The organism is Psychrobacter glacincola, from assembly GCF_904846215.1.
In the GTDB taxonomy this organism is placed as follows: domain Bacteria; phylum Pseudomonadota; class Gammaproteobacteria; order Pseudomonadales; family Moraxellaceae; genus Psychrobacter; species Psychrobacter glacincola.
In genome coordinates this window covers 212,372-227,105 of record NZ_CAJGZK010000003.1, presented here as the reverse complement: position 1 = coordinate 227,105, position 14,734 = coordinate 212,372, and the positions used below count along the sequence as shown (strand labels likewise).

Annotated in this window: 13 protein-coding genes; all 13 read left to right on the top strand. The window is 45.0% G+C overall.

The features are described 5' to 3' along the window. Position 1 precedes the first annotated feature (1 nt). The 13 genes from JMW90_RS03275 (at position 2) to JMW90_RS03215 (ending at position 14,722) form a co-directional block, all read left to right on the top strand. Entirely contained in the window at positions 2-1,237 is a 1,236-nt protein-coding gene (locus JMW90_RS03275; RefSeq protein WP_201561665.1) for an NADH:ubiquinone reductase (Na(+)-transporting) subunit B, read from the top strand. Next, on the top strand, positions 1,218-2,141 hold the full coding sequence (locus tag JMW90_RS03270; RefSeq protein ID WP_201561664.1) for a Na(+)-translocating NADH-quinone reductase subunit C: 924 nt from the start codon (positions 1,218-1,220) through the stop codon (positions 2,139-2,141). The genes JMW90_RS03275 and JMW90_RS03270 overlap by 20 nt, the downstream gene beginning before the upstream one ends. Before the next feature lies 1 nt (position 2,142). Beyond that, positions 2,143-2,814, top strand: a complete 672-nt coding sequence (locus JMW90_RS03265; RefSeq protein ID WP_201561663.1) for an NADH:ubiquinone reductase (Na(+)-transporting) subunit D — start codon at positions 2,143-2,145, stop codon at positions 2,812-2,814. Continuing rightward, positions 2,814-3,422 carry an NADH:ubiquinone reductase (Na(+)-transporting) subunit E gene (nqrE, locus tag JMW90_RS03260; RefSeq protein WP_201561662.1) on the top strand — a complete coding sequence of 203 codons (609 nt, stop codon included), beginning with the start codon at positions 2,814-2,816 and terminating at the stop codon, positions 3,420-3,422. The genes JMW90_RS03265 and nqrE overlap by 1 nt, the downstream gene beginning before the upstream one ends. 140 nt (positions 3,423-3,562) lie before the next feature. Then, positions 3,563-4,798 carry an NADH:ubiquinone reductase (Na(+)-transporting) subunit F gene (nqrF, locus tag JMW90_RS03255; protein WP_201561661.1) on the top strand — a complete coding sequence of 412 codons (1,236 nt, stop codon included), beginning with the start codon at positions 3,563-3,565 and terminating at the stop codon, positions 4,796-4,798. Between the two features lie 118 nt (positions 4,799-4,916). Continuing rightward, positions 4,917-5,723, top strand: a complete 807-nt coding sequence (locus JMW90_RS03250) for an SDR family NAD(P)-dependent oxidoreductase (RefSeq protein WP_379607138.1) — start codon at positions 4,917-4,919, stop codon at positions 5,721-5,723. A 177-nt stretch (positions 5,724-5,900) separates the two neighbouring features. Further along, positions 5,901-7,034 (top strand): FAD:protein FMN transferase, encoded by a 1,134-nt coding sequence (locus tag JMW90_RS03245; RefSeq protein WP_201561659.1) that lies wholly within the window; start codon positions 5,901-5,903, stop codon positions 7,032-7,034. A gap of 150 nt (positions 7,035-7,184) precedes the next feature. Beyond that, positions 7,185-7,430 (top strand): (Na+)-NQR maturation NqrM, encoded by a 246-nt coding sequence (gene nqrM / locus JMW90_RS03240; protein ID WP_201561658.1) that lies wholly within the window; start codon positions 7,185-7,187, stop codon positions 7,428-7,430. A gap of 325 nt (positions 7,431-7,755) precedes the next feature. Beyond that, positions 7,756-9,024, top strand: coding sequence for an MFS transporter (locus tag JMW90_RS03235; protein WP_227691842.1), 1,269 nt, complete (start codon positions 7,756-7,758; stop codon positions 9,022-9,024). A 90-nt stretch (positions 9,025-9,114) separates the two neighbouring features. After that, a complete protein-coding gene (locus tag JMW90_RS03230) occupies positions 9,115-9,927 on the top strand; it encodes an arylesterase (protein ID WP_201561656.1) in 813 nt (270 codons plus the stop codon). Next, positions 9,924-10,613 carry an ABC transporter ATP-binding protein gene (locus tag JMW90_RS03225; RefSeq protein WP_201561655.1) on the top strand — a complete coding sequence of 230 codons (690 nt, stop codon included), beginning with the start codon at positions 9,924-9,926 and terminating at the stop codon, positions 10,611-10,613. Before JMW90_RS03230 ends, JMW90_RS03225 begins: the two co-directional genes overlap by 4 nt. Then, positions 10,613-13,276: an ABC transporter permease gene (locus JMW90_RS03220; RefSeq protein WP_201561654.1), complete on the top strand. Its 2,664-nt coding sequence runs from the start codon at positions 10,613-10,615 to the stop codon at positions 13,274-13,276. Before JMW90_RS03225 ends, JMW90_RS03220 begins: the two co-directional genes overlap by 1 nt. Positions 13,277-13,402: 126 nt before the next feature. Further along, positions 13,403-14,722: a valine--pyruvate transaminase gene (locus tag JMW90_RS03215; protein ID WP_201561653.1), complete on the top strand. Its 1,320-nt coding sequence runs from the start codon at positions 13,403-13,405 to the stop codon at positions 14,720-14,722. The last annotated feature ends 12 nt before the right edge of the window (positions 14,723-14,734 follow it).

Here is a 14,734-nt window from a genome sequence, read left to right as displayed (position 1 = left end):
GATGAAATTTTTATACAATATGTTCGATCGTATGCAGCCGTCTTTCACCAAGGGTGGCAAACACACAAAATACTATGCCATCTTTGAGATGTTTGATACGTTTTTGCGTCAACCAGGCTCAACGACATACGCCTCATCACACGTACGCGACGGTATTGACCTTAAGCGTATTATGATCACTGTATGGTTATGTACCTTTCCAGCGATGTTTTGGGGTATGTACAATATCGGTCATCAAGCATTGACTGCCATCGATAAACTTGGCTTGCAGCCTGAAGGCTGGCGTACCATTATTACTAGTATGGCGGGCTATAACCCAGACAGTATTTGGGCAAGCTTTGTCTACGGAGCGATGCAGTTCTTACCGATTTATATCGTCACCTTTGCGGTCGGTATTTTCTGTGAGATTGTCTTTGCCGTCGTCCGTGGTCATGAAGTCAACGAAGGTTTCTTTGTTACCTCTGTACTGTTTGCGCTATGTCTGCCACCAGATATTCCATTATGGCAAGTTGCCTTAGGTATTATCTTTGGTGTGGTTGTGGCAAAAGAAGTATTCGGCGGTACGGGTAAAAACTTCCTTAACCCTGCCCTATCAGGTCGTGCTTTCTTATATTTTGCGTATCCTGCTTATATGTCTGGCGACTCAGTATGGACCGCGGTTGATGGTTTCTCAGGTGCCACGCCACTTGGTCTTGCCGCACTTGGCGTCGTCCCACAAGATTTTGTCGATGTTTATGGCAATGCTATCACGTGGAGTGATGCGTTCTTAGGCAACATGCAAGGCAGTATCGGTGAAGTATCAACCTTGGCAATCCTCATGGGTGCTGCTGTCCTACTTTGGACGCGTATCGCTTCATGGCGCATTATGCTAGGTTGTGTGGTTGGTTTGGTTGCCACATCGCTTATCTTTAATATGATTGGCTCTGAAGACAATATGATGATGAGCTTGCCATTTTACTGGCATTTAGTGATCGGCGGATTCGCCTTTGGTGCCGTATTTATGGCAACTGATCCTGTATCAGCAGCCCATACCAACAAAGGTCGCTGGGCTTACGGTATCTTGATTGGTTTTATGACGGTATTGATTCGCGTCATCAATCCAGCCTTCCCAGAAGGCATCATGCTTGCCATCCTATTTGCTAACTTATTTGCGCCATTGTTTGACTATTTTGTCACCCAAGCAAATATTAAACGCCAAACAGCACGGAGGCTTCGCCATGTCCAAGCCCAAAAGTAACCTTAAGCCTAAAAGCAATAATATGAAAACCATCATCGTAGCGTTGACGCTATGCTTGGTGTGTTCAGTATTGGTTGCAGCAGCAGCCGTTGGCTTGAAGCCAGCGCAAGTTGAGAATGCTAAATTGGATCGCAATAAGAACATCTTGGTCGCGGCTGGCATGTTTGATCCAGAAACTGATACCAATGAAGATGTGGCTGAGCGTTTCAAAGACTTTAATGTTGAAATTGTCGATTTAAATAAAGGCAATTACTTAGATGATGAGGCCTTAAAAGCCGTTGGTATTGCTGATCGTAATACTTATGATGCCAGTCAAGCCACTAAGAATAAAGCATTGAGCGACGACTTAGGGGCTAATGACCCTGCAAGTATTGGTCGTAAGCCTAAATACGCGAAAGTCTATGTCAAAAACGACGATGCTGGTAAACCCGAAATAATCGTGTTACCGATTCAAGGCTATGGTCTTTGGGGCACCATCTACGGCTTCTTAACACTTGAAGGCGATATGAATACCATCAAAGGCATCAGCTTTTATGAGCATAAAGAAACCCCAGGCTTAGGTGCTCGTATCGAAGAGCCAAAATGGCGTGCGATGTGGACTGGTATTCATTCTTATGATGAAAACGGTGCGGTTGCCACTGGTGTTGCCACGTCAGGTCCCAAAGAAAATTGGGTCGATGGTATCAGTGGTGCAACTTTGACCAGTCGTGGCGTCAGTAACATGATTCAGTTTTGGCTAGGTGAGCAAGGTTATAAGCCTTATTTAGACTCTCTACGTAAAGAAAGCGGTCAAACCATTGAGAGCTCTGATAAGCAAGCGAGTCAAAAGCTTATTCAACAAGAGACGCATCCCGTAACCGAGCTGGCATCGATAGCACCAGCAGCACACGGCAAGGAGGCTTAACATGGCTGATACAAAAAGTATTTTAGTTTCCCCTATTTTTGATAACAATCCTATTGGTTTGCAAATTTTAGGTATTTGTTCCGCTCTAGCAGTAACGACTACCGTCGCTAATGCATTGGTCATGAGTGTGGCGTTGACCTTGGTAACGGCATTTTCAAGCTTCTTTATCTCTACTATTCGTAAGCAAATCCCATCAAGCATTCGTATTATTGTACAGATGACGATTATTGCCTCGTTGGTTATTGTGGTCGATCAGATATTAAAAGCCGTCGCTTATGATGTCAGTAAAGGTTTATCAGTATTCGTTGGTTTGATTATCACCAACTGTATCGTCATGGGTCGTGCTGAAGCGTTTGCCATGAGCAATCCGCCTATTCCAAGTTTCTTGGATGGTATCGGTAACGGTCTGGGTTATTCAGCTGTACTATTATTTGTTGCCAGTATCCGTGAGATTTTGGGCGCAGGCAGCTGGTTCGGTATGACGTTATTGCAACCAGCAACTGATGGTGGTTGGTATGTACCAAATGGTCTATTGCTATTACCGCCGTCAGCATTCTTTATCATTGCCTTGTTTATCGTCATTATCCGTACATGGAAACCAGAACAGGTTGAAGATGCTGAATTTGTAATGAAGCCGCAGTCTAAAGGCATGGCTCAAGGGGGCGGTCACTAATGGGACATTATGTTAGTTTATTTATAACCTCAGTCTTTATTGAAAACATGGCGCTGGCCTATTTCTTAGGCATGTGTACCTTTTTAGCGGTATCAAAAAAGGTCTCTACTGCTATTGGTCTTGGAGTCGCTGTCGTTTTCGTTATGGCGCTTACTGTACCGCTGAACAATTTATTGTTTCAGTTCATTCTTAAAGATGGTGCGCTCGCTTGGGCAGGTTTCCCTGATATTGATTTAAGCTTTTTAGGTCTACTCAGTTATATTGGTCTCATTGCGGCCGTCGTCCAAATTCTAGAGATGTTCTTGGATAAGTTTGTGCCAAGTCTATACAACGCGCTTGGGATATTCTTACCACTGATTACGGTCAACTGTGCCATCTTAGGTGGTGTGCTATTTATGGTTGAGCGTGATTACAACTTTGGTGAATCGATGGTATATGGTCTTGGTGCTGGTTTTGGCTGGGCACTCGCCATTACCGTATTGGCCGGTATCCGTGAAAAACTTAAATACTCAGACATTCCAGCGCCGCTACAAGGCCTTGGTATTACCTTTATTACGGTTGGTCTGATGTCGCTTGGCTTTATGTCATTCGGTGGCATGTCGATTTAAGCGCTTGTTTATTTCAGCCTTTATGAGTAAAACCATAATTGGCTATTTGACCTATTTAATTCATTTATTAGGTAGGGGTTCGGGACAAAACGCACTGACGTATGCCCGCACCCCTGCCCCATAGATTAAGGATACCTACCATGGATTATGCTACGGCGATTGGTGGCGTTGCTATGTTTACCTTGATCATCATGGGCTTGGTTGTCATTATTTTGGCGGCGCGCTCAAGACTGGTCAGTTCAGGCGATGTGACCATTCACATCAATGATAATCCCGACAATGATGTGATAACAGCAGCAGGTGGCAAGCTACTACAAACGCTGGCTGGTGAAGGTATATTTTTATCTTCAGCCTGCGGTGGTGGTGGTACTTGTGCCCAATGTCGCTGCCGCGTTATTGAAGGGGGCGGTTCTATCCTGCCCACCGAAGAAGGCTATTTTACTCAAGGTGAGATTCGCAATCACATGCGTCTTGCCTGTCAGGTAGCCGTTAAGCAAGACATGAAAATTGAGATTGATCCTGAATTCTTTGATGTACAAAAGTGGGAATGTGAGGTTATCTCTAATGATAACGTTGCCACTTTTATTAAAGAATTGGTACTTAAAATCCCAGAAGGCGAAGAAGTAAACTTCCGCGCTGGTGGTTATGTACAGTTAGAGGCGCCAGCGCACGAAGTGCATTATAAAGACTTTGATATTGCAGAAGAATATCAAGACGACTGGAATAACTTTGGCATCTTTAAATACGTCTCGAAAGTCGATGAGCCTGTTATCCGTGCCTATTCAATGGCCAACTATCCGGATGAAAAAGGGTTAATCAAATTTAACATTCGTATTGCTTCTCCGCCGCCGCGCGGTCCTGATGGTATTCCGCCAGGCAAAATGTCTTCTTGGACCTTTAGCCTAAAACCTGGCGATAAAGTCACCGTATCTGGTCCTTATGGTGAGTTCTTCGCCAAAAAGACGGAAGCTGAGATGATATTTGTCGGTGGTGGTGCTGGTATGGCACCGATGCGCTCGCACATTTTCGATCAGCTTAAGCGTCTAAACTCCGATCGTAAGATTAGTTTTTGGTATGGCGCCCGCTCTATTCGTGAGATGTTCTACGTTGAAGATTACGATCAGCTAGAAGAAGAGTTTGCTAACTTTGAGTGGCATGTGGCATTGTCTGACCCATTACCAGAAGACAACTGGGATGGCTATACAGGCTTTATCCATAACGTCTTACTGGAAGAATACCTAAAAGACCATCCAAGCCCAGAAGACTGTGAATACTACATGTGTGGGCCACCGATGATGAATGCGGCGGTAATCGACATGTTGCATAGTTTAGGCGTGGAAGACGAAAACATCATGCTTGATGACTTTGGTGGTTAAAAAAGTTGATTAATCTGGTTGGTTAAGCGCAATCGTTAAGCAACCACAATGAACAGAATAATATATGCTAAATTAAGAGTCTCAATTGAGGCTCTTTTTTATGGGCGAAACGAAAAGGATTGCTATGAAAACCAACTATAAAGATTTGACCATTTGGATAACAGGCGCGTCAAGCGGTATCGGCGAAGCATTAACCATCGCCTTTGCCAAACGCGGCGCCCGTATTATTTTAAGTGGACGTGATAAAGAAAAATTGGCCATGGTAAAAAGCCGCTGTAAAAACAGCAAACACCATATCGTTATTCCTTTTGATGTAACCGATGCCGAGCAAGCAAAAGAAGCCTATGATTCTGCTATCGCTCAAGCAGGAAAAATCAATTGGCTGATTAATAATGCAGGCATCAGTCAACGATCGTTAATCATAGATACTAGCGAAGACGTCGAGCGACAAATCATGGAGATAGACTATTTTGCACAAACGCGTCTAAGCAGATTGGTATTGCCAGATATGCTTGCACAAGGTGGCGGCAAAATAGTGATGATATCAAGTGTCGCAGGCCTACTCGGCACACAATATCGCGGTTCTTATGGTGCAGCCAAAGCAGCCCTGCATATGTGGGCGAACAGTTTGCGGGCTGAGCTATATGATCAAGGGATAGAAGTGGCAACGATATTTCCAGGGTTTATTCAAACCAACGTTTCTATCAACGCTTTAACGGGCGACGGTAGTGCGCAAGGGTCAATGGATGAAGCGACCAGTAATGGCCTAACAGCAGCTGATTTTGCCAAGCAAGTCGTCAAGGCACTCACCAAAGGTGAAGAATATATTATCATTGGTGGCAAACAAGAAAAACTGGCTACAAGGGTCAATCGATTATCACCGCCAAAGCTCTATAAGTTGATACGCAAGTCACAAGTGAAATAACAAGTATGAATACATTAGGGTGCACTTATGAATGTTCGACACACCCTAAGTATTTATTCATACGCTCGCTGAACTTTGCAATTTTATAGTTATTGGCGTTATGAGCACTAAGGGGTGTAAAATAGGCAATGCTTGGCTAAAGCCCCACTCACCCCTTGATGCTATAGAAAAGAGTTTATGAAAAATTTAATGTCTTCCTTGTCTGCCAATAAAAATAATACTACCGCCCTATATGGCATTATTGGTCTTGTCGGTACGCTGAGCCTCACTGCTTGCCAGCAAACGCCAGATTATAATAATCTGAGCGGTGAGACGATGGGTACCAGCTACCATATTAGCTATCAGTTGCCTAAAGGCGCTGATGAAGCAGCCATACAAGCAGCCATCGATAAGCGTCTGCAAGATATCAATGACAGTATGTCCACTTATCAAGCCGACTCTACCATCTCTAAATTTAATCAATTAGGCAAAGATGAGCCTATTACCATCGATGCAGATTTTAGTCATGTTTTGGCTGCCTCAAGACAAGTGTATCAGTTATCAGGTGGTGCTTTTGACCCTACAGTGATGCCATTAGTAGATATTTGGGGCTTTGGTAGCACGATGACCGTTGAGCGTTTACAACGCCCACCTACCGCATTGGAGATTGCGCAAGCCAAAGCCTTGGTCGACTTTGACAGTGTCATTCAAAAAGATAAGACCATCTATAAAGCCAAAGATGGCATCGAGCTTGATTTTTCAGCAGTGGCTAAAGGCTACGGTGTCGATGTCATCGCTGATGTGCTAAAAAACAATTACCAAATTCGCAACTACATGGTTGAGATTGGCGGTGAGGTGGCAACCGCTGGCGTCAGTGCGCAACAGCAACCATGGAAAATTGCGATTGATGCCCCGATTGAGGGTAGTACGGTCAGCGAGCGGCAAACGATGGCAGTGATTCGCCAACCAATGAATATCAGTAATAATATGCATCTAGCGACCTCTGGCAACTATCGTAATTCAGTCATCTTTGCTGGTAAGCACTACAGTCATACCATTGACCCGACCACAGGAGAACCGATTGTAGGTGGTGCGCCATCGGTAACGGTCGCAGCAGAAACCGTCGCGCTGGCTGATGCTTGGGCAACTGCCTTGACCGCGATGCCCTATAAAAAAGCATTGAGCGTTGCCAAAGAGCAAAACATAGCGGCACTGTTTGTCGTATTGGCAGATGGTGTGGGTATAGAAGCAGCCGCAGACAGCATTGATGATTGGCAAGTGGTGCAAACACCTGCTATGCAAGCATTACGTGCTGATAAAAAATCTAGCTAAATCTAAAAACACTAATAGAAGCTAATTCGGTATATTTCTTAAATTGTCTTACTAAGCTGAGAAGCTCAAACGGACAAGATGAATTTTTGCTATACTATTAAGAGGTTATCACACAGATAACCGTCCTATTTTTAATGCGAGGTTTCCTCTATGCTTAGCCAACTGCTTCCCATGCTTGCTATCACCTTTACCGTATTCATGCTGTTTTTTATCTTTATGGGTATCGGTTATATGGTTAGTAAAAAGCCGCTTAGAGGGTCTTGTGGCGGTGTTGTCAAATTGATGGGCAATGAAAAATGCTCATACTGTGGTGATGACCCTAATAAATGCGATTCTCTCATCGCCGAACAACAAGAAAACGCTTTAAAAGCGGCTCAATTGGGCAAATCGGTGTAAATAGCCTGCTTGTTACCATACGCTGGTAGTATTTAGTCATTCTTTGTTCTTATAATAGCGTTAAGCCTTATAAAAAAAGGGCTGGCGCTATTTTTTATGGCGCAGTGTTATTGCTCCACATCGTTACTTATGTATATTCATATTGCCTTACCCGTTAAGGCAGCAAGTTCATATGAATTGCTTTCTGCCAATATTTCGACATTCTATTTTTTTGTCTCACTCATCTTCTTTGTGAGATTTTTCTGGTGTTATTTTGCAAGCGACGACTCTTCGGCGCTGTTTAATGACGTGTCCTTTTTCTTATTCTAATAATAGTCGTGCTGCTATGTCTACCTCTCCTAATGTGCAAAATGATTTGCCTTTACCCTCTCAGACGGATACTCCTGCACCGTTTCAGCTGCCCTCTTCGCGCTTTACGTTTTGGCTGGTGTTATGTGCCATGATTCTATTGGCGACCAATATGCGCTCGCCGATTGTGGCACTAGGTTCTATTGCGCCGGTGGTTCAAGGAGCGCTCCATATCTCCGAAACCCAAATCGGCTGGCTTGGCGCAGTGCCGATGCTGACTTTTGCACTTGGGGCGTTTATTGCACCAGCGATAGGTAAGCGTTTTGGGCTTGAAAACACTTTAATTTCGATGATTAGCCTCTTAACAATGGGCATGATTGTTCGTAGCCTTATTCCTACTTGGATGGGTTTTTTGGGCGGTACATTACTGCTGACGTTGGCGATTGGTTTTGCCAATACCCTTGCGGCGCCTGTTATCAAGCAACGTACGCCCAATCATATTCCTTTAATTACTGGATTATTCAGTCTCACCATGACCGTGTCGGCAGGGATTGTCGCAGGCGTGGTCTTGCCATTATCTGAGCAAGTAGGCTGGCAATGGGCGCTTGGTGGTTGGTCAATTTTGGGTGTGTTTGCCATCGTTATTTGGGTGTTTTTACGACTGCGTTTAGGCTCGTCGAGCGACCAGATTGTGCCTATCGCTACGCAAGGTTCCTCTGATATTTCTATGTGGCGTACCAGCTTTGCTTGGCAAATTGCCATATTCATGGGCTTACAATCGTTGCTTTTTTATACAGCTGCCAGTTTTTTACCGTCGATTTGGCTTAGTAAAGGCTTGTCAGCGGTAAGCGCAGGACAGATGAACTCGGTATTTCAGTTTATGGCACCTGTAGCGATTTTAAGCTTAACGTGGCTGGTCAATCGTGGACGACCTATTCAGGCACTGGCAGTATTTGCAGCGGTTTTAAATGTGCTTGGTATCTTAGGAGTCAGCTATTTATCTGCTGATTTGGCATGGTTGTGGTCGGCGCTAATGGGCATTGGTTGTTCAGCGATTTTTACTTTAAGTATGATGCTGTTTTCGATGCGTACTTATACCGCCAATCAATCAAGTGAGCTGTCGGGTATGGCGCAAGCGGTCGGTTATTTGATTGCGTTTTTTGGTCCATTAGGGACTGGTTGGTTACATGAAGCAACGGACAGCTGGGATTTACCCTTATTTATTATGCTGATATTGATGGTGGTAAACGTAGGATTTGCGTGGATGGTCAGCCGTCCGGTAATGGTCGATGGTAAGAAGATTTAGTTTTTATCATGAATCAATTAACTTTTGCACCATATTGCTGCTTATCTGATTCTGCTAGACTGATGCCATCGCATATAGGACAGCAGAATTATGATAAACAGACCTTTTCGCTTACCGCAGCACGTGCTCACGGTCACTGCATTGACGATAGCAATCGCCATCAGCGGTTGTCAAAAAACGCCTGATGCTAATGAAGCTCAGAGAGATACTGGCACTCAAGACAGCAGTCAAAACAGCAGTCAAATTTCCGATACCCAACTGTCTCAAACCGCATCTACGACCAACCCTGCTGAACAACCAGCGTCTTTGACCATATTGGCATTAGGCGACTCGTTAACAGAAGGGCTTGGGGTCGATAATAATGCCAATTACCCTGCCCAGCTACAAACACGCTTGCAGGAGCTTGGTTATAAAGATATTAAAGTTATCAATTCAGGATTGAGCGGCGAGACCAGTACGGGCTTGGTCAATCGATTGGATTGGGTATTGCAGACCAAACCTGATGTTACTATTTTGACCATTGGTGCCAATGATGCTATTCGTGGTATTGATGTGGCGACGGTTGAGGCCAATATTCGTACTGCCGTAAAGCGGCTACAGGACAATGACAGCGTGGTCATCCTAGGTGGTATGCAGATCTATGACAACCTTGGTTCTGATTATGTAAAATCCTTTGCAGCTATATATCCAAGAGTGGCAAAAGACATGAACGTGACGCTTATTCCTTTCTTTTTAGACGGTGTAGGCGGCGACCCTAAGCTCAATCAAGCCGATGCCATTCATCCGACCAAAGAAGGTTATACGCTGATCGTTAATAACAATATCTTGCCGATATTGCAGCCTGAGCTTAAAAAAATAAATCCGTCGAATGTGACCAACACGCCTACTGAGACTGCACAATGACATCAGCATTACCTACCTCGCAAGCAGCGCTGCTCACTGCCACTAAGCTAAATAAAACCGTACACGTTGGCGACCAGTCTTTATCTATTATTAAAGATGTCGACATTCATGTTAATGCTGGCGAGTTTGTGGTGATCATGGGTAAATCTGGCTCTGGCAAATCTACTTTGTTGGGTTTATTAGCGGCATTAGATTATCCTGATAGCGGCGACGTTGAGCTGGCAGGTCAAGCCTTAAGCCGATTAAATGAAGATGCCTTGGCAGTTATTCGTCAGCGTGATATGGGTTTTGTCTTTCAGTCTTTTCATCTGCTACCAACGCTAACCGTTGCTGAAAATATTGCCTTTCCATTGGACATCGCCCGTCGTCCAGATGCGGCGCGTGTCGATGAATTGATTGAGGCGGTTGATTTGGGTCATAGGCGTCATAGCTTGCCAAATCAACTATCCGGTGGCGAGCAGCAGCGTACGGCGGTTGCACGCGCATTGGTATCACGCCCAAAGATTGTCTTTGCTGATGAGCCTACCGGCAACTTAGATGAACAAAATGCCAATCAAGTGATGCAGCTATTACTGGATTTGCGTCAGAAAACTGGCTCGGCGCTGGTGGTCGTGACCCATGATTCAGCCCTTGCTGACATGGCAGATCGCGTCATTACCATGCATGATGGGCGGATTGTATCGTGATGGATAATAAGAATATAGAAGACACTTCATCGACTGATAATACCGGCAGCATGGCTGAAGAGTCAGACGCTAGTGGCGGTATCGTACGCCAGCTATTGACTAGTACCCTTGGTTTACAAAAATCAGGCTTACAAGGATTGGGCGCGCAAGCACTCAGCCGCAGCTGGTGGCAGCGCTGGATATATCCCGTATTATTTTTACTGACTTTGACGCTGTCACTTGCGACCTACCTCACGCTTGACTCTATTCAGCAGTCAGTTGACACCTATATCAATGACAATCAGCGTGCTCTGGTCGGTGGCGATTTAATCTTAAACAGTAAGCAAGACTGGCCAAGCGAAGTATTAACGCAGATTGATACCCTTGCCGAGACACAAACGGTCTTTGATTATCAGTTTATTGCGATGGTCGTCACTGATGAGCAGACTTTGCTTGCCAGCATAAAAGCGGTCTCCCAATCCTACCCATTATATGGTGACGTCGAGCTGGCATCAGGACAGCCATTATGGCAGCAGCTCACAGCCAATAATGTGGTCGTTGCCCCCGAAGTACTCGAAAGCTTAAACGCTGATATTGGTGACCAAATCACTATTGGTGATGCGCAATTTACCATTAGTGATGTGCTGACAAAAGAGCCTGATCGTCCGCTGAGCGCCTTTGGCTTTGGTGGGCGTATTTTGATGCCCCAGCAGGCGTTAGAGGCGACCAATCTATTGGGACAGCGTAGCCGTATTAATTATCGTATTGAGCTTGCCGGTAATGCAGAATTGATGGCAACCCAGCGCGATAAACTGACGCAAATATTGACCAATTATCCTGATATCGAGCTCTCTGACGCTGAGTCTGCAGACACTTCCGTGTCGCGCATCTCTGACAATGTACTAATGTTTTTAAAGCTTTTGGTCATTGCTGTATTGTTATTGTCCGCAGTGGCTATGTATGGCGTCATCACAGCCTTTGTGACCAAGCAGCAGTCAAGCAATGCAATACGTTTGGCACTGGGTGAGCCGCTTAAGTCGCTGAAACGCAGCTACTATCGGCTCCTCATTATTACCGCTATCATCGCTTGTATCGCAGCGATTTTAGTTAGCTTTGGCTTACTCAAAGTCGGTCAGCCTTATCTTGTGGCTATCTTGCCAGCGGATGTCAGCTTGGCTATTAACCCTATCAGTGCCATCAAAACCACCATCATAGCCTTGGTGCTCACGCTACTCATCGCCCAACGTGGCTTGAGCACATTGAATACCACCAAACCTGCTACCTTGCTCAATCAAGGTGCAAGCTTAGCTGTACAACACCTGCCTTGGTATAAACGTTTACCGCTAGCTTGGTATGGGTTAATGCTGGCTGGTCTATATGTGTTTTTTGTTTATGAAGTAGGTGGGTGGTTATTTGGCGCGCAGTTATTAATCGGTTTAATTGGCTTTGTGAGTATATTTTGGCTATTGGCACGCGGCTGGCTGTGGTTACTGGCACGTATCGCAAGTAACGCTAAAATCGGCTGGATGCAGCGTGTTGCGATTCATAACCTTGCGCGTAAAGGCAACCAATCGGCATTATTTTTCGTCACCTTATCATTATCGGTAGCCGTACTGACCCTCATTACAACGCTTAATCACAGTATCAACGCCCAGTTTATTAACGCTTATCCTGAAGATGCACCCAATTTGTTTTTGTTAGATATTCAGAGCGATCAGCATGATGAGATTGATAGCATTATTGGCGCACCAGTGAGCTACTACCCTGTTATTCGCGCTCGAGTAGTGACTGCCAATAATATACCGGTACAGGATATCGAGCCTGCTGATGGCTTTGATGACCCTGCACGTGTCTTCAATCTAAGCTATGCAGATAAGGTCATGAACACTGAATTTATTACGGATGCTGTAGCAGACAATCAGCTGTACGCGCCCATTAACACTGAAAATAAAGATACAGTATCAACCGTTGCGCCTTTATCTATTTTGGATACTGCTGCCAGCTTACTGAATGTTGGTATGGGTGATGAGGTGCTTTTTAATATTCAAGGGATTGAAATCGTCGGGCAGATTACCAGTATCCGCTCGCGTTTCGAGCAAGGTCCCAGTCCTTATTTCTACTTTTTATTTGAACCAGCCGTTCTCTCTGCTGCCCCGCAAATTCAATTTGCCACCGCTCATGTAAACGCTGATGATATTCCAGACCTGCAAGGAAAAATGGTCCGACAATTCCCTGCAGTGACAACGATAGACGGAACCGCAATCGCTCAGCAAATCCAAGAGCTTGTGGTACAAATGAGCCGTTTGGTCTACGTCTTTACGCTACTCGCCTTACTGACTGGTGTTATGGTCTTGATCAGCTCGTTATTATCTACTTCACAAGACCGTCTGCAAGAAAGCGCGTCATTTAGACTGCTAGGGATGCAAAAACGCGACTTGTATATGCTGAACATACTAGAGCTTGGGGTATTGGGAATTAGTGCGGCGACATTTGCGATCATTATCGCCAGCGTTGGCGCATGGGCTGCCCTCACCCAATGGTTTGATCTACGCTTTAGTGTGCCGTGGGCAAGCCTGAGTATCGGTAGTATAGCGTTAATCGTATTGCTATTTGCCATTGCCATTATTTATGTAAGATTGGTGATTGGGCGTGGGATTATGGCTAGGGTTCGGGCGATGATTTAATATCATCTTATTGTGCGATTCCAACTCGTTTAGAACTGACGATTTGCTATACTAACGCCCATATTATCAGTAGGGGTATGCACTTCTATACCCCATTAATAACCCTCTATAATACGCGGTAGCCTTATGAAATTCTCAAAATTTGGTCAAAAATTTACCCAGCCCACTGGTATCTCGCAATTGATGGACGATTTGGGTGACGCGCTAAAAAGCGATCAGCCTATCAATATGCTGGGCGGTGGTAATCCTGCCAAAATTGATGCCGTTAATGAGTTGTTTTTGGAGACTTATAAAGCACTGGGTGCTGATAATGATACCGGTGAGGCCAACAGTAGCGCGATTATTAGTATGGCGAATTACTCTAATCCGCAAGGTGATTCGGCCTTTATTGACGCCTTAGTTGGCTTCTTTAACCGTCATTATGACTGGAATCTAACGTCAGAAAATATCGCCCTTACCAATGGCTCACAGAATGCGTTTTTCTATCTGTTTAATCTATTCGGCGGTGCCTTCATTGATGAAAATAAAGGATATGTCGACAAGTCGATTCTTCTGCCATTGACCCCTGAGTATATCGGCTATAGCGACGTGCATGTCGAAGGTCAGCATTTCGCAGCGGTACTACCGCATATCGATGAAGTGACGCATGATGGCGAGGAAGGCTTTTTTAAATATCGCGTCGACTTTGACGCACTAGAGAACTTGCCAGCATTAAAGGAAGGTCGTATCGGTGCGATTTGCTGCTCACGTCCTACCAACCCGACGGGCAATGTCTTAACGGATGAGGAAATGGCACATTTGGCCAAGATTGCCAAACAGTATGACATACCGCTGATTATTGATAATGCCTACGGTATGCCCTTCCCGAATATCATCTATACGGACGCGCATCTGAATTGGGATAACAATACAATTCTTTGCTTTAGCCTGTCTAAAATTGGCCTACCCGGTATGCGTACGGGTATTATCGTTGCCGATGCCAAAGTGATCGAAGCAGTCAGCGCGATGAATGCGGTAGTGAATCTAGCGCCCACGCGTTTTGGTGCAGCCATTGCCACGCCATTGGTAGAAAACGATCGTATCAAGCAATTATCTGATAATGAAATTAAGCCGTTTTATCAAAAGCAGGCGAACCTCGCTGTGAAGCTGTTAAAAGAAGCGTTGGGTGATTATCCACTGATGATCCATAAGCCTGAAGGCGCGATTTTCCTATGGTTGTGGTTTAAAGACTTGCCGATTAGTACGCTTGAGCTGTACGAGTGCCTCAAAGAAAAAGGCACCCTTATTGTACCAAGTGAGTATTTCTTCCCCGGTGTCGATGTTAGCGATTATCAGCATGCGCACGAGTGTATTCGTATGAGTATCGCGGCTGACGAGCAGACGCTAACTGATGGTATCAAGGTGATTGGAGAGGTGGTACGCGAGCTTTATGACAAGGCTAAATAAAAACCTTTTATC

Bases quoted from the DNA above. Each gene is read 5' to 3' on its own strand.
- nqrE (WP_201561662.1), top strand. From the start codon at position 2,814: ATGGGACATTATGTTAGTTTATTTATAACCTCAGTCTTTATTGAAAAC.
- JMW90_RS03245 (WP_201561659.1), top strand. From the start codon at position 5,901: ATGAAAAATTTAATGTCTTCCTTGTCTGCCAATAAAAATAATACTACC.
- nqrM (WP_201561658.1), top strand. From the start codon at position 7,185: ATGCTTAGCCAACTGCTTCCCATGCTTGCTATCACCTTTACCGTATTC.
- JMW90_RS03275 (WP_201561665.1), top strand. From the start codon at position 2: ATGAAATTTTTATACAATATGTTCGATCGTATGCAGCCGTCTTTCACC.
- JMW90_RS03215 (WP_201561653.1), top strand. From the start codon at position 13,403: ATGAAATTCTCAAAATTTGGTCAAAAATTTACCCAGCCCACTGGTATC.
- JMW90_RS03225 (WP_201561655.1), top strand. From the start codon at position 9,924: ATGACATCAGCATTACCTACCTCGCAAGCAGCGCTGCTCACTGCCACT.
- nqrF (WP_201561661.1), top strand. From the start codon at position 3,563: ATGGATTATGCTACGGCGATTGGTGGCGTTGCTATGTTTACCTTGATC.
- JMW90_RS03230 (WP_201561656.1), top strand. From the start codon at position 9,115: ATGATAAACAGACCTTTTCGCTTACCGCAGCACGTGCTCACGGTCACT.
- JMW90_RS03220 (WP_201561654.1), top strand. From the start codon at position 10,613: ATGGATAATAAGAATATAGAAGACACTTCATCGACTGATAATACCGGC.
- JMW90_RS03270 (WP_201561664.1), top strand. From the start codon at position 1,218: ATGTCCAAGCCCAAAAGTAACCTTAAGCCTAAAAGCAATAATATGAAA.
- JMW90_RS03235 (WP_227691842.1), top strand. From the start codon at position 7,756: ATGTCTACCTCTCCTAATGTGCAAAATGATTTGCCTTTACCCTCTCAG.
- JMW90_RS03265 (WP_201561663.1), top strand. From the start codon at position 2,143: ATGGCTGATACAAAAAGTATTTTAGTTTCCCCTATTTTTGATAACAAT.